We start from the raw sequence: 23,264 nt of genomic DNA on the forward strand, positions 1-23,264 counted from the left end.
AGATATCTGAGCAGAAAAAAGACCCTTTTAACTATATACCTCCGTTCCCAAGGTTGGCAGCAGATGAGTACATAGGCTTCATAAAGTTTTCAGTAGGGGTTTGGGTTAAGGAACCGGCCCCGGAATGTCTGGACACGGATGGGGGAAACTATCCTTCAGCATTTCCCTAAGACTTTGTTTGGATCAGTTCCACCCGATAGCCATCGGGATCTTCCACAAAGGCAATGACGGTTGAGCCATGCTGCATCGGCCCCGGTTGCCGCACGACCTTTCCACCCCTGGCTTGAATCGCAGCACAGGTGGCATAGATATCCTCGACCCCAATGGCGATGTGACCGTAGGCACTCCCCAAGTCATACTGCTCTTGACCCCAGTTGTAAGTTAACTCCAGAACGCTATGGTCAGCTTCATCGCCATAACCAACAAAGGCCAGGGTAAATTCCCCAGCGGGGTAATCTTTTTGCCGCAAGAGGTGCATCCCCAAAACTTCACAATAGAACTTGAGTGAGGCATCCAGATTGCCGACGCGAAGCATAGTGTGTAATAGGCGCATACAGATATTTTCTCGGTTGGCTGATTCAACTTTTATTATGGACGCAGCTCTCCAGGGATCTTGGTAAGATACCACCAATAGCCAGTTGTGGAGGCATGAAACTGTGGACGCAGCCAAAAACCTGGAGAAGGTCAAAGCAATCGTGGAACGGGCATTGGCCGATGACAAGCTGACTCGCCAAGAGAGTAACGAGATCATGGATGCCATGCTAGAAGATGGCGAGGTATCAGACGAAGAGCGGGAATTGTTTATGTCTATCAAGCAGCGGATTTGGCTGGGGGAGATTCTGATTGAGGAATAAATCGATCAGCCCCATCTCAGGACTGGTTCCCCTAACCCAGCTCTATGCTCTGGTCAGCCTCACCCCGCCATCACCCTGATGGCAGCTATTTGCACTTGATTCTTGTCTGTTATCTCTGAATCCCCTACCCTAGCAACTAGGTGTTTATGATTGGATTAGTGCCAATGATCTCAAAGCAAGGGAGACCATCACGACTATGGCAATGATTGAGACTAAAACCGAACCCATGGTTCTGAACATGGGGCCTCACCATCCCTCTATGCATGGGGTGTTGCGGTTGATTGTCACCCTGGATGGCGAGAACGTGATTGACTGTGAACCAGTCATTGGCTACTTGCACCGAGGGATGGAAAAAATTGCCGAGAATCGCACTAACGTGATGTTTGTTCCCTATGTGAGTCGCTGGGACTACGCAGAAGGGATGTTTAATGAGGCGATTACGGTCAATGCCCCTGAGAAACTAGCAGACATTCCAGTGCCCCGACGTGCCAGTTACATCCGGGTGATCATGCTGGAACTCAACCGCATTGCCAACCACTTGCTGTGGCTGGGGCCATTCATGGCAGATGTCGGTGCCCAGACTCCCTTCTTTTACATTTTCCGGGAGCGGGAGTTAATCTATGACCTTTGGGAAGCCGCCACGGGGCATCGCATGGTCAACAATAACTATTTCCGCATTGGGGGTGTGGCGGTTGATCTGCCCTACGGATGGGTAGATAAATGTCATGACTTCTGTGACTATTTCTTGCCGAAAGTCGATGAGTACGAGCGCCTGATCACCAATAATCCAATCTTCCGACGGCGCGTCGAGGGCATTGGTACCATCAGTCGGGAAGAGGCCATTAATTGGGGACTGTCTGGCCCGATGCTGCGAGCCTCTGGGGTGAAATGGGATCTGCGCAAAGTTGACCACTACGAATGCTATGACGACTTTGACTGGGACGTGCAGTGGGAAACAGCCGGTGACTGTTTAGCTCGTTATCTTGTCCGAATTCGGGAGATGCGAGAATCCTTGAAAATTGTGCGTCAGGCATTGGCAGGTCTTCCTGGGGGCCCTTACGAGAATCTAGAAGCCAAACGGATCGCAGCTGGCCCGAAGTCAGAATGGGATGGCTTTGATTACCAGTACATCAGCAAGAAGGTCGCCCCCACCTTCAAAATTCCTAAAGGTGAGCACTATGTCCGGTGTGAAAGTGGCAAGGGTGAACTGGGGATTTTTATTATGGGCGATGACAATGTCTTTCCCTGGCGCTGGAAGATTCGGGCTGCTGATTTCAACAACCTGCAAATCTTGCCGCAATTAATCCGGGGGATGAAGGTGGCGGATATTGTGGCAATTTTGGGCAGCATTGATGTGATTATGGGGTCTGTTGATCGATAACGAAAACGAACCGTTAGTCACTTGCTAGTTCCTTGTAATAGGTCAGACAACTTCCCAGAATCGGCATTTAACGGTCTTGTTCTTGGCTACCTGACCAGCCCTATATTTCCCAAGGCAGGCTAAGGTCTGCTTTGGGAAAACTCGGATTTTCCGCTCCCAATTATGATGGCCAATTACGGGCAAGATGATCGCTGACAGCTCCTGCATTGGTTTCCAGGGTGACACGCAGCGCCATGGCAAATGTTGACTCAAAGGCTTGCCGTTTGTAATCTAAGCTCCAGAGTTCTAGGGCGCAGTCATCCTGGGGAAGACTGGGCTGAAGGCAGAGGTGTAGCTCGGGAATTTCTGGGTTGTACTGACACCAAACCCGCTGAATGGCTCCAATTTGCCGCCGATCGAGGGCGACTGCGAGGCGCAGGAGTCCACTGAGTTGATCAACAACCTTCCGGTGGTGCTTGCTGGAGAGATTGCGGTAGTTCTCGTGCTTTTTGCGGGGGCAACTCTTGCGATGGTAGCGCGCCAGGTTGGCGATGGTTTCGATTTCGGTTTCGTTGTACCCCAGGAGTTCGCTGTTGCGGATCAGGTAATAGGAGTGCTTGTGATGGGAGGAGTGACTAATGTGATGACCACAGTTATGCAGAATCGCAGCAACCCACAGTAACTCCCGTTCTTCATCTCCCCAATGGTGGAGTTGTTTTTGGGTCTGGTCAAAGAGACTAAGGGCGAAATCAGCCACCCGCTTGGCGTGTTCTAGGTTCACCTGATATTTTCGGGCAATATTCAGCACACTGCCTTGGCGAACAGAGCTTTGGAAGCGCAGACGGCTCTCAATCAGACCATGGGCCAACATCCAGTCTACGACCACCCCTTCCCGTAAGGCTCGCTCACATAGGGTTAAGGATTCCAGCCCCAAGAGGGTCATGGCTTCTTGAAGAATCACCGCCCCCGCCACAATAATGTCAGCGCGGCGATCGCTCATTCCCGGTAAGGCCAGTCGTTCGGCACAGGAGAGCTTGCGCAGGCGGTTAATCACTTCCCGCAAATCCTTGAGGGAGATTGGGTAGCCTTGGAGTGGTGTCGGTACGATCCCAAGTTTTTCGCGGGCATGGAGAGTTGCCAGGGCTTCCACGGTGCCAGAGGTTCCCACCAGTCGAGGGAGGATGCCCGGTTGTAGATGGCTGCGAATCTCTTCAACCGAGCGTTCCAGCATCCCCCGCACATAAGCCTGCATATACTGGAATTCGTTGGTGCTGATGGGATCCGTCGTCACCAGTTCCGATGTTAAGCGTACGGCTCCCACCTTGGTGCTGGTGAGGCACTGAGGCTCGTGCCCGTCCCCCAAAATCAACTCGGTGGAGCCACCGCCAATGTCGATCACGATGTGGGGTTGGTTGTTGAAATCCATCCCTGATAACACCCCGAGGTAGATGCGTCGGGCTTCTTCGGGGCCGGAGATCAGATCTACATGCAGGCCTAGCTTTTCTGCCACCTGTTGCAGAAAGTCGCGACCATTGGGGGCTTCCCGCACCGCACTGGTGGCAACGGCGACGGTTTGTTCGGCATTGAGGGTGCGGGCAATTTCTTGGCAGCGCTTTAAAGCCACCAGTGCCCGCTCCATGGCATCTTTCTTGAGATTGCCAGTGTGTTTGTCGCGATCGCCCAGACGCACCGTGGTCTTTTCCCGATCAATGATCGTGAATCCCGGCAGCGAGGGCTGAATATGGGCGACCACCATATGAATGGAGTTGGTGCCAATATCAATGGCAGCAAAGATGCGATCGCGTTCAGGTGGCACCATTACAGGACTGACCAAGGGTTCCCTGCCATTCTGAAGTACATTCACCATACTGAACTGATTCCAGATGCCATAGGGTTGACCTAGATTCAGTAACACTCCAGGGGGCAACTGATACTGAAATCCCAATTTTAAATCTCCCCTGATTTTACCCTGGGGGGGGACTGATTGGGAAACCTCGGCTCCGACGATACCAGTGGGCAAGGGAGTGGCAAGGGACACCGAGCAAATAGGCTACAACGATGCCTTGATTGATCAGGGTGGTCTGCCAAATCCCCAACCGTTGCCAACGGCGGGCTGAGGTGACAACGGGGGTCGGTACAATCACAATCTCCCCTCGGCGGGCTAATTGGCGCACGAACTCAAAGTCCTCCATAATGGGCAGGTCAGGGAAGCCGCCGCAGGCGCGGAACACCGAGGCGTTGAGAAATAGCGCTTGATCGCCATAGGGCCGTTGCAACCACCGCGATCGCCAATTCACCCCGGCTTCAATCCACCGAAAGGCTGGCTGGGGGGCATCAATTTGTAGGGCAAAGGCTCCTGCAATTGCCCCGGAGACAGCAAGGGCAGCGGGAATCATCGTGGCAAACCCTGTGGGGAGTTGGGTATCCCCATGGAGGAAGATCAGAATTTCCCCCGTGGCGATCGCTGCCCCAGCATTCATTTGTTTAGCTCGACCTACAGCAGCTGTGATCACTCTCGCTCCTAGTGCTTGGGCGATCGCCACCGTATGATCTTGGCTCCCTCCATCGACCACAATCACTTCCAAGGACTCTATGCCTTGCAAGCCAACCAGCGTCTTGGGCAGGGTTGGGGCTTCATTGAGCACTGGAATAATCACAGTCAGGTGAGGGGACGGTGGAGCGACCATAGCTGGGAATCGGTTACAGGTACACCAGGTCTTCTGGGCGGTCAATGTCCGCAAGGGTTGGTAGTTGGGCGATCGCCAGTTGCAGCGCGGTGGCAATTTCTAGGGTCTGCTGCAACACTTGATCGGTGCCCCAGGTGGGGCCGATCAATAAGGCTGGTATCCACTGCCCCAACCCAATCAGATAGTACCCTCCATCTAGGGCTGGCCCTAACACCAAATCGGCAGTCTCCAGGGACTCAAAGGCCTGAGCCAGATGACTCACTTGCAAGTGGGGACAGTCCGTACCAATCATCACCACCCGTTCCCAGCCCGCCTGAAAACCTTGGGCAAACGCCTGGGTCATCCGGGCACCCAGATCCCCCTCTCCCTGGGGAATATAGGTGGGATAACTCCCCAGCCATGCCCGCATCTGTTGCAGACTACCGCCATGGAAATGCACAGCCACACTCAGGGGACGGATTGCTTGCAGCGCTGTTACCTGCTGGAGGGTTTGTTGCCCCAGATGGTGATGCAGTCTTGCTGCCCCATCGGCTCCGAGGGCTGGAATCAAGCGGGTCTTGGTTCGACCGGGTTCTGGGTAGCGGGTGATCACAATCAGCCCTTCACCCCCACTCCTGCTAGCCCTAGGGAATTCCATGCCCCCTTACTTGAAGGCGCTCTTATGGAGTGCCAGGACGGCACCGATCAAAGATTGCTGCTGCAGAGGTTGCCAGGACAGTACCTTCAAGACCAGTTCCACCTTGGCAACAATCTCCAGGGGACTGGCCATCAGGTTGCGCTCTTGAAACCCGGGAATAAAATCGATTGCCCCTTGATGAATCGCCCACTGGCGCTCAACCGGAAAAATTTCTGTGCGGCTACTACTGACGAGCATAATTTTTAAGGTTGGGTAAGAGGCACGACACTGGCGACAAAAAGCATAGGTATTGGATTTTTGCGATGTGATGTCCACTAAGACTAAATCAGGTAGCTCCTGGCGGCTGAGCTGAAACTGGTAAATGGTTTCTAGCAGTTCCATCCCAGGGGATTCAAAGGCAACCGAAACCCCTTGGGAAGCCAAGGTTACCTGCCAAATGGCGGCTTGGTATTGGGTGGTGTGGGTAATCAGTACCGTTTTGCGCGCCGATTCCCGTTGCACTGGAGGCTGCTGGGTGGTAGCAAACTGCCCATTGGCTGCCGCCGGATCGGAGAATTCAATCTCTGTTGTTCCCAGTACCAGGCGATCGCCATGACGCAGGGTTAATGGCTGGGCAATGCGCTGGCCGTTGACCAGACAACCATTGCGACTCCCTAAATCTTCTAAAGAGAAGTTTCCGTCTTCGGTGAGATGTAACCTGGCATGGTGACGAGACACCCAATGATCCGAGAGCACCACTTCACACTCTTCAGCACGACCAATAGTCCAGGTTGTCTTCCCCACCAGTTCCAGGTAGGAATTACCCAAGACTCTTCGGATAATTAACTGTGGGGAAACGGAAGTTACCACAGGCGGGGAGACCCTATCAAACGGTGGAAAAGACAGAGGTTGGACAATCCCTGGCAAAGCTTATCCATGCAAACAATTTGCTGGAATCTTCATTACCTTAACAATAGTGTATTGAAAATCAGCAAAAATACCATCGGAGTTACCTTCGACACCAACCTTTAGGAGCCTGCCAGGGCCAACTGCACCAGCTGATGTACCAATTCCGAGAACTCAAGCCCACTGTGCTGCCACAGCTGGGGATACATACTGGTGGCTGTAAACCCAGGTAAAGTATTAATCTCATTGATTAGCACTGCTCCACTGGCCTCAATGTAAAAACAGTCAACCCGAGCCAAACCCGCCCCATCAATGGCCTTGAAGGCTTGAATTGCCATAGTCTGAACCGTTTCGGCGATCTCCGTGGGCAACTTGGCTGGAATCACCAGATCAGCCCGACCCAAGGTGTATTTGGTCTCATAATCATAGAAATCACTCTGGTAAGTGATCTCACCCACCACTGAGGCGCGAGGTGTATCATTTCCTAGTATGGCACACTCAACTTCCCGTGCTACGACCCCAGCTTCCACAATCAGACGGCGATCATAGCTGGCGGCTGCATCTAATGCTGCTTCTAACTGCCCTCGGGTTCGCACCTTGGAGATACCCACCGATGAGCCAAGATTCGCGGGTTTGACAAAGCAGGGATAGCCGAGGGTGGTTTCAATGCGATCGCAGAGCTGGGGGAACACACAGGGATTCGACCACACTTCTCCCCGAGACACTGCCAGATACTGCACCTGGGGGAGCCCAGCGTGTGCAAAGGCCATTTTCATGGCGAGCTTATCCATGCCCATGGCTGAGGCCAGCACCCCCGAGCCGACAAAGGGCACCTGCATCAGACGCAGCAATCCCTGAACCGTTCCATCTTCCCCATTGGGGCCGTGGAGGACGGGGAACCAGACTTCCACCTCGGCGATCGCCGAGGGAAATTGCCAACGGTGGATAGCTGCAGCTGGATCTGAATCTGACAGCGCCACGCCAGTTTCCAGTACCTGTTGCGCCAGTCTACCTGCTTGCCAGCAACCCTCCTTTTGAATGTAAACCGGCAGCAGATCGTAGCGATCTCCATTGGGGGGAGTGGTCAATGCCGAGGCGATCGCTCTGGCGGAAGCAATTGACACCTCATGTTCTCCGGAACAGCCGCCAAACAGCAGCCCCACTCGCAGTTTTGCCATGCTTCCCTAAGCCCTAACTCGTCCCGTCAGCCTACCATAACTCTCTGTTTGCCGATCCTCCTGGCTACTGCGGTGGTGGAACCTCTAGGGCGATCGCCCCCAATAGTCCCTTGCGAAAATCATTCAATAATTGCTGGGCGGTGCGTTCCAGATTTCCCTGGTAGGCCTGCTGAGCCAGGGTATGGAGATAGTCTTCACCACTCCGATTCCCCACCTCTAGGGGGTAGCGCGCCGAGAGCAGGGGGGTAGAGTCGCAAGGTACCCAGCAGATCAATCAAGGTACTGGCAACCCGTTGGTGATCGTAAGCCGCTTCCCCAATATCGTCACAGATGGCGAGTTTGAAGGCAGCCTCCTGATCGGCCAGACGCGAGGGCAAAACCCCCGGTGCATCCAACAGTTCAATCTGATCGGAGATCCGCACCCACCGCAATTGTCGAGTGACCCCAGGGCGACGGGCACTTTCAACCACCCGCTTCCCCAGGAGGCGATTGATCAGGGCTGATTTGCCAACATTTGGAAACCCCAACACCACAGCCCTGACGGGACGGGGTAACATGCCGCGATCTCGGCGACGTTGGTTCACTTGGTTGCCAACCTGCTGAGCGGCTTGGGTAATGGATGATACGCCTTTGCCATGTTGAGCATCCGTGAAGTAGGCCAAATCTCCCTGGGCGCGAAACCAGGCGGCCCAGGCCTGCTGCATGGTCAGGGGAATCATATCGACCCGGTTGAGCACTAACACCCGACCCCGGTTACCAATCCATTGGGGCATCTGGGGATGATGGGTCGCCAGGGGAATGCGGGCATCTCGGACTTCGATCACCACATCCACCCACTTGAGTTGGGCTTGCAGGGCTTTTTCGGCTTTGGCAATATGACCGGGATACCACTGAATTGGGGGCGTTGACATCCTCTATACCTTCTGAATTCGGGCACGACCCAACAACCCCTGGGGTCTCACCAGCAGCATTACCAGCAACATAGCAAAGGCGATCGCGTCCTTATAGGCCGAGAAGTTCCCAGGAACCAAGGCTTCAATTACCCCCAACACCAGACCCCCCAGGACTGCCCCTGGAATACTACCCAAGCCTCCCAATACAATCACCGCCAATCCCTTCAAGCCAAAGGCAATGCCAAAATAAGGCCCGGCAATGCTGACACTGGAGCCCACCAACGTCCCCGCCAGCCCTGCCAGAAAGCTACTGGCAAAGAAGGTCAGGACAATGTAGCGATCGGTATTGATACCCAACAGACTGGCCGTCGTTCCATCCTCCGCCACTGCCCGCATCGCCTTGCCAAACTTGGTAGCATTGATCCCATAGGTGAGCACCATCAAGATCACCAGAGAGACCCCAAAGATCACCAACTGCACTGTCCGAACCGGAATCGGTTGTTCTGGAGTGCCAAAGTTAATCGCAGGTGGCAAGTTGCCATAGGTATCTGATGGGAAGGTGTAAATCTCGGCACCAACGGCATATTGGATTAGATTCACAATCACCACGGCCACCCCGAGGCTAGACACCACCGTCAATAGAGGATCAGCGCCCCGTTGGCGCAGGGGGCGAAAGGCCAATCGCTCCACCCCTACCCCCACCGCCCCTGCCAGAATACTGCCCAAGATCAACGCCGGGAAAAAAGGCAGTTTCAACGGTAAGGCTCCATTGGCCAGCAGTCCGTTAAAGCCAAAGGCTTGCCCCATTAACGCATAGGTAAAGTAAGCCCCTAGGGTAAAAATTGCCCCATGGGCAAAGTTGATAATGCCCAAAATCGAGAAAATCAAGGTATAGCCCAGGGCAAACAGGGCATAGACACTGCCAATGGACAGGCCATTGAGAACTTGTTGTAAAAATAGCGCGAGGTTCATGGCACTAGGAACTTAGGGTCAAAACAACTCAGCCTTCACCAAAATTCCTACTTCAGGAAAACAAAGGATCCGCTCTGCCCATCTGGATTCATCTTAATCTGAGCCACATAGAAATCTTTCTGGATCACCTCACCTTCAGGGGTAAAGGCGATCGCCCCTAGGGGTGTCTCATAATGACCCGCGAGTAATTTTTGATTTAATCTGGTTCGCACCACTGCCAGCGGCAAAGTAGATATTTTTTGTTGCTTGTCCAACATCCGCAATGCCTCAACGAATACTTGCACGGCAGTAAAGGCTTGGGCACTGAACTGAGGGGGCTCCTTATGAAACTGTTGACGATAAGCTTTGCTAAACGCTGTATTGATGGCACTTTGATGTTGGGGACTGTAGGCCTGAGCAATCAGCACCCCATTACAGAGTGCCTGACAAACCGTGAAAATATTAGAGGTATTCAAGCCATTTCCCCCAATGATCAGTCCCTGATAACCCAGTTCTCGCAGTTGTCGTACCAGATTACCGCCATCTGCGGCCAATCCTGAAATGATCATCAGGTCAGGCTTGAGATTCATAGCATTGGTAATCTGAGCCTGAAAATCCGTATCGGTAGTCTGGAATTTCTGAATGGTGATCAGATCTAACCTTTGACTGCGGACGGTTTGCTGAAAAATCTCAGTTTCTGACTTACTAAAGGCATCATTTTGGGCGTAAAACACCGCCACCCGCCGGATCTGGGGATTGATCTTTAAGGCTGCCTTCACGGAGTTGGGAGCCACCACCACGACGGAAGCCGAAACACGGGAAACATACGCACCAATTTGGGGCACTCCCTGAGCGGTATTCGATGGCCCTACAACCGGTACCCCCAAGCGCTCGGCTATGGGGTCGGCACTGAAGGCCTGCTGTGAACTACTGGGACCGACAATGCCAACGATGTGGTTTTGGGTGATCAGGGTTTGGAAGGCATTGATGGCTCCGGCCTCATCGCCCCCCGTGTCTTGAAACACCAGTTTAATCGGGGTGCCATTGACCCCCCCGTGCTGGTTGAAATACTGTTCGGCAATCTCTGCCCCCGCTACTGACTCTTGACCCAGCAGGGCAACATTACTCGTCTGTGCGACTGCAATTCCAATGGGAATCGTCTGAGACGAGATCGCAGTTTCCTTGGGAGACAGGCTGAAATTTTCGGCCACCGTACAGGCGGCCAATAGAAAGCCGCAACCCATAGACAGGACTGCGCCGATTGTGATTGCTGCTCCTCTGGAGCTAGGCCGATCAGAAACCATCTGGGACGGCAAGAGAGTCGACATCCTATTCACAAAACCTCATGAAGTACAGACAGTAGGCAATTCCTGAGTGGGGAACATTGGCTTGATGGAGTTTCAGAAAGTCATCATCCTGGTCGTAGGAGTAGGTCAGAGCCGCGTCGACATCAGCGAGGGTAATGATGGGGTAATGGTAAACAATATCGTCGGGGGACATACTAAGGTGTTCGTACCCAATCGCAATGTCTTGCACTCGAATGCGATGACCTGCGTCTGCGGTGGCAAGCCCCGCAGACGCCAGGGGTGATTTGGAGATGTTGAGAGATAACGGTTGTCATGGGGGTTGAAGGGGTGAGAGAAAGATGATATCAATGCTATCGTCAAAGGAATTGAGAATCCATCGCCACCGGCAAACGGACGTTGTTTATGGCAAATTTAATCGTCCGCAACATCGATGAAGCCATCGTCAAAGCCCTCAAAAAGCGAGCCAGTCAGCATGGGGTCAGTGCCGAAGCCGAACATCGCAAAATCTTAGAACAAGCCTTGCTGCAACCGCAACGAAAATCCTTTGCAGAAGTGCTACGCCAGATCCCCAACGTTGGCAACGATTCAGACTTCGAGCGCGTTCAAGATGACACAGCCAGCCAAATATTTAATTGATACCAACATCATTAGTGAACTGCGTAAAAAAAGTAAAGCAAATCCCGGTGTCCTGCAATTTTTCCAGCAAACTGCCGAGCAAGCCGCCCCGCTCTATCTCAGTGTAATCACCATTGGCGAACTGCGGCGAGGGGTTGAACTCATCCGGCATCGCGGCGATCAACAACAAGCAGACCTGCTAGAAAACTGGTTGCAGACGGTTTTAGAAGACTACGCCGACCATATTCTCGATTTCACCGTAGTTGAGGCTCAGGTTTGGGGCAAATTGCGCGTTCCCCATCCCCAAAATGCCCTTGACAAACAGATTGCCGCCACTGCCCTCACCTGCGGTTTAACCCTAATCACCCGCAATGTGAACGACTTTGCTGGGACAGGCGTTCCCACGATCGACCCGTTTGAAACCGTTGACGGTTTCTGACTTACAACTCCAGTTCCCAGGAAAGGTGCCCGTGCCCTATTGAAGAAAGGCGAACTTACCGCTGGTGCCATCGGCATTCATTTGAATTTCGGCCACGTAAAACTGTGTTTGTACCACATCGCCCTCCGGGGTAAAAGAGATGGCACCCAAGGGGGTCTCATAGCGACGGATCAATATCTGATGGATCAACTCGGTTCGCAATTGAGCACGGGACAGCGTTGTCAAAGGGGTCTTCTGGTTTAACTGTTTCAGTGCCTCCACAAACACCTGCACAGCTGTAAATGCCTGAGCACTAAACTGAGAGGGATCTTTCTGAAATTGTTGGCGATAGGCATTGCGAAAGGCAACATTCATTGCTCCCCCATACTCAGGGCTATAGGCTTGAGCCACCAGAATCCCATTACAGAGTGCCTTACAAACCGGAAAAAGATTCGGGGTGTTGAATCCATTGCCACCCACAATCAGACCTTGGTACCCTAACTCTCGCAGTTGCCGCACTAAATTCCCCCCATCCGCAGCCAGCCCAGAAATAATCACCAGATCGGGTTTGAGTTTGATGGCATTGGTTGCCTGGGTCTGAAAATCTGTATCCGTCGTTTGATATTTCTGCACGGTTACCAGATCTAAGCCAAGGGTCTTCACAGCCTTTTGAAAAATATCGGTTTCGCCCCGACCATAGGCATCATCCTGGGCGTAGAAGACCGCAACTCGGCGCAGGTTGGGATTTGACTTCAGAGCAGCTCTAATTGCATTGGGTGCCACCACTGAAACTGGCGCTGAAACTCGGACAATATACTCCCCAATTTGGGGAATTCCTGGAGCTGTATTCGAGGCAGCAATTACAGGCACCTGAGCTCGTTGGGCAATGGGATCAGCACTAAAGGCCTGTTGAGAGAGCGTGGGGCCGATAATGCCAACCACCTGGGCACGATTAATTAACGATTGAAAAGCATTGATTGCCCCAGCTTCATCGCCCCCCCGTGTCTTGAATCACCAGTTTGATCGGAGTTCCGGCAATGCCCTGCCCTTGATTAAAGTACTGTTCTGCAATCTTGATCCCCGCGATCTGCTCCTGACCAAACAACGCTACATTACCCGTTTGAGCCAAAGCAGCCCCGAGGGGAAGTGAGGTTCCAGAGGATCCGGATTCAGCCTCAGGGGGACTCGTTTGCCCCCCGCAAGCACTGAGGAGCGAGAGCAAACAGGCAGAGAGGAGGGTCGCAGATGCAATAGGTTTGATCATGAATCAATTCGATGAGGATGCTTGCCTTGACAAACATACCTGGCAACAGCAGTTGTTGAGCAGTTGTTTTCAGCCATGGGTAGAGAACTGTTGCGATCGCCCATGAAATCTACTCGTCAGGCAGGCCAACACCACTGGACGTGCCGCAGCTGCGGTCTATTTTTGTTTGCGGATAATCTCATCCGCAAACCCAGATTCCTGAATACAGATAGCATAGATCTGGATGCTGCTGAGCCCGGTGAGATTGGTTTGTGCCTGATTGATCGACATCCCCGGTGGGGTACAGAAGCTGGAAACGACCTGAGCATACTGGGCAGACGTACCCAAAAGATTTTCCAGGGACGAGGTATTTTGCAAGATCGGTAACGTCCGCTGCATCACTCCCTCGACTAAGACGCTGATCGACTGACTGGAATTTTTTTGAGGAACCAGTTTGCTATCGGACAACGCAGCAGTCAGGAGTTGTTTCAGTGCCTTTTGTCCCTCTGCGGTGCTAACAAGACCCGCAAACGTCTCTGGTTTCGCTTGGGGGTCAGTTTTAAAGGCAGTACGAAACCCAATCAAAAAGCTGGCGGCTAAAAAGTCCGAGAGGGTGCCAAAGTAATCGCTGTAACGAATCGGTGACGAGCGGCTACCATCCCCGCACACCACCGAACCATCTCCATCCGCACCAACCGTGAGATTAACACTCCCGTGATCTTGACAAGCACTGAGGGTGGCCTGAATCTCGCTCGAGAACATCTGGGAGAGTCGTTGCCCAGGGGATACGGAATTGGGGGTGCTCGGGGTATTCGCCCCCACTGCAACCGGAGATAGCAGCAAGGCTCCCTGGCAGGCGATCGCCAGTAATAGCTGCCACTGAGGCCGTTGATGGTTCACTGCCCATCGGTTAGCCAGGGGTGTCTTGGGAAAAATAGGGTTACTCATTTCATCAGATTAGCGAAAATTCAGCGATCGCCCACACAACACTTGGCGCATCACCCTGAGATTGGCAGGCAACTCAAATTGCATCGCCTGTTGGAGCAATAGGGTTGGCACAGGAATCGTGGGAGTCGCCTGCACCCGATAGGTAAGTAGGGTCCCACCCTGCCAATCCTGGAGGGTCAACTGGGCAGCAAAGTCTAGGAAATCTCCCTGTTCCATCGTGAACCAGATCTGTTGCTCACCCGCTTGATCCGTCTGCTCACGCACTGTTAAGTAGATTTCCACTTGCACCGCAAAGCACAAAAACTGTTTTCGCGCCACCTGGTAGAGATGTTGAATCCTAGGATCCAACTCAACCGGGGCGGGTCGAATCTGACTGCACACCATATCTGGGAAATAGCTTACCCAGCGAGGATAGTCAGTTAACTGCTGCCAGAGGTGCGATCGCGCCATTGGCAGATACAGTTGGGCGATCACCTGCCCCCCCGCAGTGCGATGGGATCTTGTTTTAACTAAAATTTCTCCCTGGAGCAGCGATACCCCATGGGTTACCTTCCAGCCCACCTCGACTGCGATGGCAGCCGTTTTAGGCAAAGCTAACACGCTCATGAATGCCTTTGACTCCTGACGCAAATCAGCAGACTGATGCCCGTCGCTATCTTAAAGTTTGTCTTTGAGAATCAATTGAATCCAGCATTACCATTTCGAGACAGTTTTTAAGCTGGGGACTGAGCTTCCTGATCATCCTTGACTCCACCCCAGGGAAAAACGTGCCAACAGCTTCAGGCAACTTCACCCCTATTTTACTGCCCATCTCCAGCAACTGGTGTGACAGAATCAGGACGAAGCCTGCTCCATATATTCGTGCGGTGCCAGATCAGCAGCCGATGCCGTTCCAGTGAGTCCTGAGGAGCTTACAGGTAATGCGGCTGGTATTCCCTACCCCAAGTGTGAAATGATTGCTCTTTTATTTTGGATTTTCCTTCCCATTACCATTGCCGTCTGGGTACTCAGAGGGTTGGGTATCCTTTCCTTTCTACCCGGTGGCTGGCTCTTGCTGTTGATGCTAATTACCACTGGTAGCGGGATTCTGACAGCGATTCGCCGCACTGCTGGCTAGGCCATGGAACCGAGATCGCACGTTAGGATAGTTCGGAGCAGTCTTGCTGCTGCTAACCATCACCTAGAAGGAGATTTCGATGTTTCTGGATGAGCTATCCCCGATTATGCAGGGCCTGGTACAACAACCCGTGGCCTTTCTAGGTGGTTTCTGTGCAGGGGTCTTGCGGCTGAATCTCGAGGAAGACCCGATTAAAAGTTGGCTCGATCAACAGATTGGGGGCGTTTCTCCATCACCAACTGAGACCCAGAATGGTCAAAATCCCAAAGCAAAAGGCCCACAGACGATCTCGATCGACTAGGCACCCCTTGACAGCTTCAGGGTCGCGCAACAATCCCCACCCCCTGCACGTCTGAAGGGGTAATTGTTGCGAGGTGTTATGCCATGTCTGATTTCACGCCCTGGCAGTCTGGAACTGCACTGCTGGCAACACTGGGGCTGAGTACCGGGATCATCGCCCCTCTGATGCTCCCCGTCCCCGTCTTAGCTCAAACCCAGTCCACCCTCCCCGCCGGAACCACTATTCCGATTCGCTACGACCAAGGCGACAAAATTCTGGTGACCCCCACTGAAACCACGCCGGTAACACTCATTGTGACCCAGGAAATTAGGGCACCCTTAGGAACCACCTTGATTCCAGCCGGCAGCATGGTGAAAGGGGATCTCCAACCCGGTGGGGGGGGCGGTTCTCGGTATGTTGCCAAGCAGGTCACTTTACCCAATGGCCGCACCCTAGCCCTTGATGCCACCTCGCAGGTGGTGACGCGCACTGAGGTGATTAAAAAACGGGCCCCGAACAAGTTCAATTCTGGTGGGAACAGCCTTGGGAAGTGGGGCAGCGGCAGCTCTCTCTGCCATCATTGGGGGTGGAAAAAGTATTACCCCTTGGCGGGTTTTAGCAGGAGCTGGGGTGGGTACCCTGGGTGGGGTCTTTTTAGGGCCGAAAAAGCAGGTGGAGTTAATTGTGGTCAGACCCAACGAAGACTTGACCCTGACCCTGAATCAGGATCTGACGGTAAACTATCCCTGAGCTTTGCCCTCAGAACCCAAGGGTCTCAACTACTTAAGAGCGCCTCAATGAACTCATAGCTGGAAAAGGGCCGGAGGTCTTCAATTCCTTCTCCAGCTCCAATGAAGCGAATCGGTAGCCCCAATTGTTGCACGACCGCGAGGGCTACCCCCCCCGTTGGCAGTGCCATCCAACTTGGTCAGTACCACGCCACTCAGTCGGGCTGCCTCCGAGAATACCTCGGCCTGACGTAGCCCATTCTGTCCGAGGGTCGAATCTAGCACCAGCAAGGACTCAACCACGGCATTAGTTGCCTTCTTATCGATGATCCGGCGGATTTTGCTCAATTCATCCATGAGATTTTTCTTGTTTTGCAGCCGCCCAGCGGTATCCACCAGCAATAGATCGATCCCCCGGGATTGCGCCGCCGTGATGGCATCATAGACAACAGCGGCGGGATCGGTATTTTGCCCCGGATTTGCGATCACATCCACCCCACTGCGCTGTCCCCAAACTTTGATCTGTTCGACAGCAGCGGCTCTGAAGGTATCCGCAGCAGCAATCATGCAGCGATAACCAGACTTTTGGGCAATGTGGGCAATTTTGCCAATGGTCGTGGTTTTGCCAGCCCCATTCACTCCGGTGATCAGCCAGATGTTCAGAACCTCTTTTTGAGGGGCAAAGGTCAGGGTATGGGACTGATCAAACATCTGCCGCAGGATTTGCTTCAGATAGGCGATAGCCGCCTCGGGGGGCAAAGCCTCCTGGCGGAGTCGAGCCTGAAGCGCCTCAATGATATAGTCTGTGGCTTCCACCCCTACATCGGCTTGGAGGAGCAAGGCTTCAATTTCGAGCACGGCTTCTTGATTCAGCGGCCCCTGACCCACAACAGCCCGTAGCTGGTTAATTAACCCTCGGCGCGTCTTGGTCAATCCCTGGCGTAATTTCTGTAACCAGGTAATTTCCTCAATGGAGATGTCTTCAGGCCGCCGTCCCTGGGCTGCCAGAATTTCGGTAGACCAGAGAAAGCCCTCATCTAAGGCCACGGGGGGGGATTTCTGAGTCGGGGAGCAGTGACTCAGTCGTGGCAGCAGCAGCCACGGGGAGGGTCGGGGGGTGACACCACGGGTTCAGGTTCCTGAATCGCTGTGGATTTCAGGCGTTCCAGGCGTTCCAGCCGTTCGGCCTCCGCCCGTGCCCAGAAGGGAAGCACCGCTGCCTCTGTCGCCAGGGTGGCAAGTGGGACAGGTTCTGACGGGGTTGAGAGCGCCTCATCCGCTCCCTCAGGAGGGGTCGGGGAACTATTCAGGGTTGCAGGCATCGGCACCTCCTCCGGGCGGGGGACATCCTCCTCAAGAACGGGTATTAACGAGGGAGGTGTGCCGGGATCAGAGCCAGGAGTTAGAGCAACGGCTGATTCTGGATCAGACTCAATTTCTCGCTGGGTTTCCAGGACAGAGCTAGCGATGCTCGGAGAGGACTCTAGTGACGGAGGAATGGCAGGGGTTTCGGGGGGAGCTTCTGGAGCCGATGAGTCTGAGATCACCTCCTTAGGGGGAGTTGCAGTTTCAACTTGGGAACTCTCATCGGACTGGGCTTTCTGGCGTTGAATATTTTGGTAAGCCGCTTTGGCATAGGCCAAAAGATCAGGAGCAACCGCTGGAGTAGATTCATTACTGGGTGGCGCCTCAGGAGCGGTGCTCTCCAGAGGCGAACCTTCGCCCTCCTCAGCAGCGAGGGGCTGGGGGATTTCTGGTTGAGCATCGGGGCTATCGGAACCCCGAAATTTGCGACGAAACCAATCAAAAGCCATGGAACCTACCTGCTCTGCCAGTCTGAAGATTAACGGGAAGCTTGTGAAGCAACACTCGCTCCTCCTATCTTAAAAAAAMTTACTTGATCTCAGAGATGCTGGTTCTTAATTCAGGGGAACGTTTCAGCTGATCAGTCACTCGCCGGAGCACCCCGTTAATAAAGCGATGCCCATCATCGCCGCTGTAGCGTTTTGCCAGTTCCACCGCCTCATTAATCGCCACCCGATCCGGCTGTCCTAAGTACAACATCTCGACAACGGCAATCCGCAGAATATCGCGATCAATCTGAGCCAGCCGAGAGAGTTGCCAATCCACCAGAGCCTCGGTTAATAACTGATCAATGTCAGCCCGGTAACTCACCAGTGCTCCCAGAATTGCCTGGGTATAGGCACGGACTTCTTGTTGGTTAGCAAGCTGGATAAATTCTGGAAGCTCCACCGCGATCGCCAAGTGATTTATCGTCTTCTCTGTCAGGGCGATCGCCTCACTAACCATTGCTTTCGCAGTCTCGGGATCGGGGGCACGAAACTCACTGCCCAACAGCTGATCCTTGCTCCGCTGCAATTCTGTCGCTGCGGTTTCCAGGGTGTCTTGCACTTCACTGGTCAGGGTGCGAATGGCTGCCACCAGGATGCTAGAAAACTCCTGGGCTGCCAGTCGTTGAGGGTTTGCGGGCAGCTGACTGGTACTCAGGAGCGCCAGTTCACGAGCAATACGACGGGCTTGCATGGCAAAGTGAGGAACAAAAGGGCAGGAAGCGGGGGCGGGAAATGGCTGCTACTTGCCTTCCACCAGAGAGGACTCCAGTTCAGATGCAGTGGTTGTGGTCAGCAACGGCATCGGAGTCGGGGCTGGATTAGCAGGGCTGACAATTCCCCCTGAGATCACGACCTTGAAGGCATCTTCAATGGACATTGAGAGGCTAACCACCTCATCTTCAGGCACCACAGCATACCATCCCGTGGTTGGATTCGGTGTTGTAGGAATGAAGACACTCAGCAAGGTATCGGGAATTTGAGACTGAATTTCGCTGCCTACGGCTCCGGTCACAAAGGCGATCGCCCAGATGCCACGACGGGGATACTCCACAAGCACCACTCGCCGAAACTTGCCATTGGTATCTTTGAGCAGGGTTTCCAGCAGTTGCTTTAAGGTTTTGTAAACCGAACCCGCCAGTGGGATCGCGTGCAGCACCCGTTCCCCCAGATCCAGAAGCCACCGACCGGCAATGTTGCGTGCCATTAACCCGATCAGCAGGATGCAGAGCATGGGAACCGCCAGACCAATCACCAGGTTTAGCAAGTCGCCCAGAACCGGGTGTAAGTCGTTAAACGGATTGAGTTGCTTGGGAATGCGCGTTAAAAAGTTAATCACCCAATTGGCGATGGTAATCGTCAACCAGATCGTGGTCGCCAACGGAATTACCACCAGAAGACCTGCAATCAGATCATTCTTTAAGTCTTGCTTCCAGTGTTGAAACACAGGTAATTCACCCTCCTGAAACCGACCCGGCAAACAAAGCGATTGCAAACTTGGCAACTCGCCCATCTTCTATAGTAATTTTAAATCTTGTTAAAAATTGTTGCAAAGGCTCAGACCTGCTTCCGCTGTGGATTGAGGGAGGTGCCAATAAGGGTGGTGATCCCATCTCAGGAGATATCTTAAAGCATGAGGGAGAGCGTTTCTCAAATTTTATGATGCAGCTCTCATAAAATTGCAGGTGGACTGGACTTCCAAGCTGAGTCTGAAACAGGCTACTCCAGAGTGTGAACCCGTTCATCGTTCAGGTAGGTATAAAAATCTTGGAAGGCGGCGACGGTCTCAAACCGATAAGACGGGAGCAAGGGGCCAACCGACAGTTCAGTCTGATACAGACTAAAAAACACAAAATTTTGCTGCCGGGTACTTTTGGCAATCAGCTGACTGAGTTGGGGACGCACCTGATCCACAATAGTCGCGCACTTTTGTTGTCCCAAGGGCTTCCAATTTGTCTTTGCTTCTGCACATAGACGTTCTTTAGAATACTGGGTCAATTCTTCTACGGCGTAGACTTGATAGTCTGTCAAGGTGGGATTAGTCCAGATCATTACAGCCGAGAAGCTGCCCAAAGCTGCCACCCCTAGCGCGATCGCGACAACAGAACTTTTGAGCATGAACCCACACCTTTTGCACATCCCAACCTAACGGGTGGCTGTAACTCACAGCTAGGCGACTGGTTTGTCCAGCGATCGCCCCCTGTTGAATCTCCCAGTAGATAGGGTGTTATTCTTTGTCAACTGTTTCTATTCTGACAGACGGATTCTGAAAGTTACAGGGCGAGGCTGCCGATCTTAGACAGGGAGTATTGTGGACTGCCTAGAAAGGAGGATGACTATCGCTACACTAAATTAAAATTGTCCACAGGCTGTTGTCTGTCTTGATTCAGGCTGGGTCAAACCGCCAGGGACGCTGCAAACAGCTAGCTCAACAGCAGGACAACCGTTTAGCAAGGGTGAGGAAGACGTGTGAATCTGGCAGAAAGTTTTTCATAAGGGTGGGGTATCGATGTGGCCGTTATTGGCGCTGTCGATCCTCTCCCTGGGCACCATCCTAGAACGCCTCTGGTTCTGGTTCAGCATTTTGTCCCAAGAGAAAGCCCTCGTGGATGAGATTTTGGAAGCAGCCTACCAGGATTGGCTGACAGCAGCTGAAATTGCCAGAGGTGCAAGTCAGCAGCCCATTGGTCGGTTTCTCTATGCGCCCCTGCGGCTGAGAAAACCCGACCCTAGCTCCTTCCGTTTGGCTTTAGAAGCTGCGGCGGATGAGGAGTTGGCGGCGATGCGCCGGGGTGACAAAATCTTGGAGGCAGTGATTGCCCTAGCTCCCTTACTGGGGTTGTTGGGTACGGTTTTGGGCTTGATTCGATCCTTGCAATTTATTCGGATTGGGGATTTAGGGACGGCTTCCACCGCCGGGGTCACCCTCGGCATCGGCGAGGCGCTGATCTCCACCGCCAGTGGTTTGGTGGTGGCAATCCTCAGCCTGGCATTCTATCGCCTGTTCCAAGTGTTTTTGTTTAATCAAGTCCAAATTTTCCGGCGATCGGGGAATGAACTAGAACTTCTGTATCGTCAAACCTGGAAGGATACCCCGCCACCCCTGCTCTCCCCTGAGATTCAACCTGCTCCCCAGCCCTATGAAGATTAATCTGGATAATGTGGATGAGGTGCGGATTGAGATTATCCCCCTGATCGACGTGATTTTCTGCATTCTGACGTTTTTCATTTTGGCGACGCTGCAACTGACCCGCCAACAAGCGATTAACTTGGATTTGCCCCAAGCTCGCACCGGGCAGCCCCAAACCCAGGAGATGCTGATGGTCAGCGTCGATTTTCTGGGGCAGACCTATATTGATAAACAAATTGTCACCCAGGAACAATTGACCGTAGCCTTGCAAGCGTATCTGCGGCAAAATCCCAGGGGTGTGGTGGTGTTAAATGCTGCGAAGACAGCTAGCTACAGTGAGGTGGTGCAGGTCTTAGATCTGCTGCGCTCCGTTGGGGGCGATCGCGTTGCCCTGGCTACCCTCCCCCGATGGAGACCAGAGAAACACAACGACGACACCTCAAATTCCTGGTAGTCCGAGCTGGGAGCTGCCAGGGCAGGAGGGTTTACATCCATCTTTACAACCCTTTAGTACACCGCTGCAACCGCCTTCACCGGGCATCACTCCCGCGACCCCTTAGTGCGTCCATGTAGCTCCAGCCTCAGTAATCAACTCTGGGCTGTCCGATCCTGATCGCCAGCTGGAAGTCCACTCCTTGCACCACCGCCAGGTTATAACTTCCTGTTTTCATACCAACAGAAAATCCTTTCTTCCCAGCCAAAACTAGAGTGAACGGTTCCCTAGAGGCCGGGAGCGACCAACAAAAAACTCACCAATTGGTTTGTTAAGGGCGGAAATGTGGTGGGGGGTGGGAATTGTTACCTATTGCTATCTTCAAGCCATTCCCAAACCTCCGTCAGCTTGCCAATGACAACATTGCTAGCGCACACCATCTCAGGGGTTGACAGTCAGCGAGGCCAGAGGCGGCATGTCATGGATAAAAGTTTCCAAACGCATTTTCAGCACCTGCCACGCTTTTCATGAAGTTTTATTGCAACTTGCGTAAAACAATCTCTGATCGACTGACTTATCTATAGAGCTGTGGAAATCCTGCGGATGCTGTAGGACTAAACCCCTTCTCTACCCAATAACGATTCAGTTTCTTTCTTCATTCCTGATCACGTACACAATCTTGGAGGTTGCTGATGACAGACGTTGTTGTGACAAGTGTGATAGACACTTGGCCTTTGAAGGGTAAATCAAATCGAGTGAAGGTGAATTGACCAAGGAATTCAAGCCATCTAGCCATCACCCTTTAGAAAACCAGAGCCAATTCTTCTACGTGAGGAATAACATCCTTTTTTGCAAGTTATGATCCCACCATGAAGACTAAGCAACCAGATTTTATCGAATAAAAATAACTAGAATGCTTTACAGATAAAGTCTTGAGCGATTTTGTGCGTAGTTTCTATATCAGGATTTTTAAAATATAACCTATTCAGATGGGGTATGCTAAAATTCCCACAACGTTTAATCCATGGGCAATTCAGGGTATTTAACACTCATTTACTTAGTCCTCAAAGTGAGAGCTAAGTATTAGTTAGCAATCTAAGTCAGATGTGGTACCGAGGATGACAAACTAATTCAAAGACACAAGTATATCCTCCAAGGAAGAGTCCAATCCCTTAGAGGATGTTTTAAAAGTCTTCCTGGGTGTATCCAACCACTCAGACCACCTAGAGACCGCTACGACAGAATCAGGGTTTATGGATTTTAGATTGCACCACTGAGTCGTATTTGAGGCTCAAGACGACCCTTTTAAAACATCCTCTAAGAGGATGTTTTAAAAGTTTTTTTGGGTCAGATTTTATGCTAACTGCCTCACCATGATTCGTATCATGGCCAGGTAAATAAATGTCTCCGAAGTTTCTGGCCATAACTCATAGTCTCGAACCAATCGACGGTACCCCATGAGCCAGCCAAATGTTCGTTCAACAACCCACCTTTTTTTTCAGCAATACGAACCCTTTGGTTTGCTCTGGTCGCAGCACAACCTCCACAATCCACCGACAAACATCCATCACCCACATCAGGAATGGATTACCGTCAAAACCGCCATCGGCCCAAATCGTATGCAGTCGCGATACCCCTTGACCCATCTGTTTCACCTGTTGGAGTACCTGTTTAGCCCCCTCTCGTTCGGGTACACTCGCGGCAGTCACCAAGACCCGCAACAGCAATCCCAGGGTATCGACCGTCATAA

General features: G+C 52.7%; 23 protein-coding genes and 4 pseudogenes. 9 read left to right on the plus strand and 18 right to left on the minus strand.

All coding sequences use genetic code 11. From position 1 onward, the window contains the following. Positions 1–166 precede the first annotated feature (166 nt). Positions 167–553, minus strand: coding sequence for a lactoylglutathione lyase (gene gloA / locus DO97_RS14785; RefSeq protein WP_036534824.1), 387 nt, complete (start codon positions 551–553; stop codon positions 167–169). A 103-nt stretch (positions 554–656) separates the two neighbouring features. On the opposite strand from gloA, the gene DO97_RS14790 reads away from it, so the two are divergent. After that, positions 657–854, plus strand: a complete 198-nt coding sequence (locus tag DO97_RS14790) for a hypothetical protein (protein WP_036534826.1) — start codon at positions 657–659, stop codon at positions 852–854. Positions 855–1,050: 196 nt separating this feature from the next. Then, entirely contained in the window at positions 1,051–2,235 is a 1,185-nt protein-coding gene (locus tag DO97_RS14795) for an NAD(P)H-quinone oxidoreductase subunit H (protein ID WP_036534829.1), read from the plus strand. Between the two features lie 160 nt (positions 2,236–2,395). Here the strand turns inward: DO97_RS14795 and DO97_RS14800 are convergent, their stop codons facing one another. The 9 genes and pseudogenes from DO97_RS14800 to DO97_RS22355 form a co-directional block, all read right to left on the minus strand. Next, positions 2,396–4,081 (minus strand): Ppx/GppA phosphatase family protein, encoded by a 1,686-nt coding sequence (locus tag DO97_RS14800; protein ID WP_036534880.1) that lies wholly within the window; start codon positions 4,079–4,081, stop codon positions 2,396–2,398. Between the two features lie 97 nt (positions 4,082–4,178). Beyond that, complete coding sequence (locus DO97_RS14805) at positions 4,179–4,901, minus strand: TIGR04283 family arsenosugar biosynthesis glycosyltransferase (protein ID WP_036534832.1); 723 nt, start codon at positions 4,899–4,901, stop codon at positions 4,179–4,181. A 13-nt stretch (positions 4,902–4,914) separates the two neighbouring features. After that, positions 4,915–5,538, minus strand: a complete 624-nt coding sequence (locus tag DO97_RS14810) for a TIGR04282 family arsenosugar biosynthesis glycosyltransferase (protein WP_036534834.1) — start codon at positions 5,536–5,538, stop codon at positions 4,915–4,917. A 6-nt stretch (positions 5,539–5,544) separates the two neighbouring features. Next, positions 5,545–6,387, minus strand: a complete 843-nt coding sequence (locus tag DO97_RS14815; RefSeq protein WP_162183007.1) for an FHA domain-containing protein — start codon at positions 6,385–6,387, stop codon at positions 5,545–5,547. A gap of 158 nt (positions 6,388–6,545) precedes the next feature. Beyond that, positions 6,546–7,601, minus strand: coding sequence for a D-alanine--D-alanine ligase family protein (locus tag DO97_RS14820; protein WP_036534839.1), 1,056 nt, complete (start codon positions 7,599–7,601; stop codon positions 6,546–6,548). A gap of 64 nt (positions 7,602–7,665) precedes the next feature. Continuing rightward, positions 7,666–8,512, minus strand: a pseudogene (gene ylqF / locus DO97_RS14825) (ribosome biogenesis GTPase YlqF). Between the two features lie 3 nt (positions 8,513–8,515). After that, the gene (locus tag DO97_RS14830; protein ID WP_036534842.1) at positions 8,516–9,466 is read right to left on the minus strand and encodes a branched-chain amino acid ABC transporter permease; all 951 of its coding nucleotides are present in this window, start codon (positions 9,464–9,466) and stop codon (positions 8,516–8,518) included. A gap of 47 nt (positions 9,467–9,513) precedes the next feature. Beyond that, positions 9,514–10,689: an ABC transporter substrate-binding protein gene (locus DO97_RS14835; protein ID WP_052128780.1), complete on the minus strand. Its 1,176-nt coding sequence runs from the start codon at positions 10,687–10,689 to the stop codon at positions 9,514–9,516. Positions 10,690–10,774: 85 nt separating this feature from the next. Continuing rightward, positions 10,775–10,981 carry a DUF433 domain-containing protein gene (locus tag DO97_RS22355; RefSeq protein WP_072016461.1) on the minus strand — a complete coding sequence of 69 codons (207 nt, stop codon included), beginning with the start codon at positions 10,979–10,981 and terminating at the stop codon, positions 10,775–10,777. Positions 10,982–11,154: 173 nt separating this feature from the next. Here DO97_RS22355 and DO97_RS14845 point away from each other — a divergent pair, with 173 nt between their 5' ends. Both DO97_RS14845 and DO97_RS14850 read left to right on the plus strand, forming a co-directional pair. Further along, entirely contained in the window at positions 11,155–11,388 is a 234-nt protein-coding gene (locus DO97_RS14845) for a FitA-like ribbon-helix-helix domain-containing protein (RefSeq protein ID WP_036534844.1), read from the plus strand. After that, positions 11,360–11,806 (plus strand): type II toxin-antitoxin system VapC family toxin, encoded by a 447-nt coding sequence (locus tag DO97_RS14850; protein WP_036534847.1) that lies wholly within the window; start codon positions 11,360–11,362, stop codon positions 11,804–11,806. The genes DO97_RS14845 and DO97_RS14850 overlap by 29 nt, the downstream gene beginning before the upstream one ends. A 36-nt stretch (positions 11,807–11,842) precedes the next feature. Here the strand turns inward: DO97_RS14850 and DO97_RS14855 are convergent. The 3 genes and pseudogenes from DO97_RS14855 to DO97_RS14865 all read right to left on the minus strand — a co-directional run bounded on the left by DO97_RS14855 (position 11,843) and on the right by DO97_RS14865 (position 14,582). Next, positions 11,843–13,049, minus strand: a pseudogene (locus DO97_RS14855) (ABC transporter substrate-binding protein). Between the two features lie 156 nt (positions 13,050–13,205). Then, complete coding sequence (locus tag DO97_RS14860) at positions 13,206–13,976, minus strand: hypothetical protein (RefSeq protein WP_036534849.1); 771 nt, start codon at positions 13,974–13,976, stop codon at positions 13,206–13,208. Positions 13,977–13,985: 9 nt separating this feature from the next. Continuing rightward, positions 13,986–14,582, minus strand: a complete 597-nt coding sequence (locus DO97_RS14865) for an SRPBCC family protein (RefSeq protein ID WP_156120598.1) — start codon at positions 14,580–14,582, stop codon at positions 13,986–13,988. 346 nt (positions 14,583–14,928) lie between these two features. Here DO97_RS14865 and DO97_RS24660 point away from each other — a divergent pair, with 346 nt between their 5' ends. The 3 genes from DO97_RS24660 to DO97_RS14880 all read left to right on the plus strand — a co-directional run bounded on the left by DO97_RS24660 (position 14,929) and on the right by DO97_RS14880 (position 16,182). Continuing rightward, positions 14,929–15,093 (plus strand): hypothetical protein, encoded by a 165-nt coding sequence (locus DO97_RS24660; protein WP_193365086.1) that lies wholly within the window; start codon positions 14,929–14,931, stop codon positions 15,091–15,093. Between the two features lie 79 nt (positions 15,094–15,172). Further along, complete coding sequence (locus DO97_RS14875; protein ID WP_036534853.1) at positions 15,173–15,394, plus strand: ssl0294 family protein; 222 nt, start codon at positions 15,173–15,175, stop codon at positions 15,392–15,394. Positions 15,395–15,477: 83 nt separating this feature from the next. After that, positions 15,478–16,182, plus strand: coding sequence for a hypothetical protein (locus tag DO97_RS14880; protein WP_052128781.1), 705 nt, complete (start codon positions 15,478–15,480; stop codon positions 16,180–16,182). Here DO97_RS14880 and ftsY read toward each other — a convergent pair. The 4 genes and pseudogenes from ftsY to DO97_RS14900 all read right to left on the minus strand — a co-directional run bounded on the left by ftsY (position 16,149) and on the right by DO97_RS14900 (position 20,069). Further along, positions 16,149–17,915 (minus strand): annotated as a pseudogene (ftsY, locus tag DO97_RS31350) (signal recognition particle-docking protein FtsY). The gene DO97_RS14880 and the pseudogene ftsY overlap by 34 nt on opposite strands. Before the next feature lie 79 nt (positions 17,916–17,994). Continuing rightward, positions 17,995–18,645, minus strand: a complete 651-nt coding sequence (gene nusB, locus DO97_RS14890) for a transcription antitermination factor NusB (protein WP_036534856.1) — start codon at positions 18,643–18,645, stop codon at positions 17,995–17,997. Positions 18,646–18,693: 48 nt separating this feature from the next. After that, positions 18,694–19,398: a DUF502 domain-containing protein gene (locus DO97_RS14895; protein ID WP_036534887.1), complete on the minus strand. Its 705-nt coding sequence runs from the start codon at positions 19,396–19,398 to the stop codon at positions 18,694–18,696. A 272-nt stretch (positions 19,399–19,670) separates the two neighbouring features. After that, a complete protein-coding gene (locus DO97_RS14900; protein ID WP_036534858.1) occupies positions 19,671–20,069 on the minus strand; it encodes a DUF4359 domain-containing protein in 399 nt (132 codons plus the stop codon). A 391-nt stretch (positions 20,070–20,460) separates the two neighbouring features. On the opposite strand from DO97_RS14900, the gene DO97_RS14905 reads away from it, so the two are divergent. Both DO97_RS14905 and DO97_RS14910 read left to right on the plus strand, forming a co-directional pair. Continuing rightward, entirely contained in the window at positions 20,461–21,102 is a 642-nt protein-coding gene (locus DO97_RS14905; protein WP_052128782.1) for a MotA/TolQ/ExbB proton channel family protein, read from the plus strand. After that, positions 21,092–21,535, plus strand: a complete 444-nt coding sequence (locus tag DO97_RS14910) for an ExbD/TolR family protein (protein WP_052128783.1) — start codon at positions 21,092–21,094, stop codon at positions 21,533–21,535. The genes DO97_RS14905 and DO97_RS14910 overlap by 11 nt, the downstream gene beginning before the upstream one ends. A gap of 1,333 nt (positions 21,536–22,868) precedes the next feature. On the opposite strand, the pseudogene DO97_RS14915 reads toward DO97_RS14910, so the two are convergent. Then, positions 22,869–23,264: pseudogene (locus DO97_RS14915) on the minus strand (transposase); the annotation flags it as partial.

The organism is Neosynechococcus sphagnicola sy1, assembly GCF_000775285.1.
Classification (GTDB): Bacteria; Cyanobacteriota; Cyanobacteriia; order Neosynechococcales; family Neosynechococcaceae; genus Neosynechococcus; species Neosynechococcus sphagnicola.

Bases quoted from the DNA above. Each gene is read 5' to 3' on its own strand.
- DO97_RS14865 (WP_156120598.1), bottom strand. From the start codon at position 14,582: ATGAGCGTGTTAGCTTTGCCTAAAACGGCTGCCATCGCAGTCGAGGTG.
- DO97_RS24660 (WP_193365086.1), top strand. From the start codon at position 14,929: ATGATTGCTCTTTTATTTTGGATTTTCCTTCCCATTACCATTGCCGTC.
- DO97_RS14830 (WP_036534842.1), bottom strand. From the start codon at position 9,466: ATGAACCTCGCGCTATTTTTACAACAAGTTCTCAATGGCCTGTCCATT.
- DO97_RS14835 (WP_052128780.1), bottom strand. From the start codon at position 10,689: ATGGGTTGCGGCTTTCTATTGGCCGCCTGTACGGTGGCCGAAAATTTC.
- DO97_RS14795 (WP_036534829.1), top strand. From the start codon at position 1,051: ATGGCAATGATTGAGACTAAAACCGAACCCATGGTTCTGAACATGGGG.
- DO97_RS14805 (WP_036534832.1), bottom strand. From the start codon at position 4,901: ATGGTCGCTCCACCGTCCCCTCACCTGACTGTGATTATTCCAGTGCTC.
- nusB (WP_036534856.1), bottom strand. From the start codon at position 18,645: ATGCAAGCCCGTCGTATTGCTCGTGAACTGGCGCTCCTGAGTACCAGT.
- DO97_RS14820 (WP_036534839.1), bottom strand. From the start codon at position 7,601: ATGGCAAAACTGCGAGTGGGGCTGCTGTTTGGCGGCTGTTCCGGAGAA.
- DO97_RS14800 (WP_036534880.1), bottom strand. From the start codon at position 4,081: ATGGTGAATGTACTTCAGAATGGCAGGGAACCCTTGGTCAGTCCTGTA.
- DO97_RS14905 (WP_052128782.1), top strand. From the start codon at position 20,461: ATGTGGCCGTTATTGGCGCTGTCGATCCTCTCCCTGGGCACCATCCTA.
- DO97_RS14910 (WP_052128783.1), top strand. From the start codon at position 21,092: ATGAAGATTAATCTGGATAATGTGGATGAGGTGCGGATTGAGATTATC.
- DO97_RS14875 (WP_036534853.1), top strand. From the start codon at position 15,173: ATGTTTCTGGATGAGCTATCCCCGATTATGCAGGGCCTGGTACAACAA.
- DO97_RS14900 (WP_036534858.1), bottom strand. From the start codon at position 20,069: ATGCTCAAAAGTTCTGTTGTCGCGATCGCGCTAGGGGTGGCAGCTTTG.
- DO97_RS14850 (WP_036534847.1), top strand. From the start codon at position 11,360: ATGACACAGCCAGCCAAATATTTAATTGATACCAACATCATTAGTGAA.
- DO97_RS14880 (WP_052128781.1), top strand. From the start codon at position 15,478: ATGTCTGATTTCACGCCCTGGCAGTCTGGAACTGCACTGCTGGCAACA.
- DO97_RS14860 (WP_036534849.1), bottom strand. From the start codon at position 13,976: ATGAGTAACCCTATTTTTCCCAAGACACCCCTGGCTAACCGATGGGCA.
- DO97_RS14845 (WP_036534844.1), top strand. From the start codon at position 11,155: ATGGCAAATTTAATCGTCCGCAACATCGATGAAGCCATCGTCAAAGCC.
- DO97_RS14810 (WP_036534834.1), bottom strand. From the start codon at position 5,538: ATGGAATTCCCTAGGGCTAGCAGGAGTGGGGGTGAAGGGCTGATTGTG.
- gloA (WP_036534824.1), bottom strand. From the start codon at position 553: ATGCGCCTATTACACACTATGCTTCGCGTCGGCAATCTGGATGCCTCA.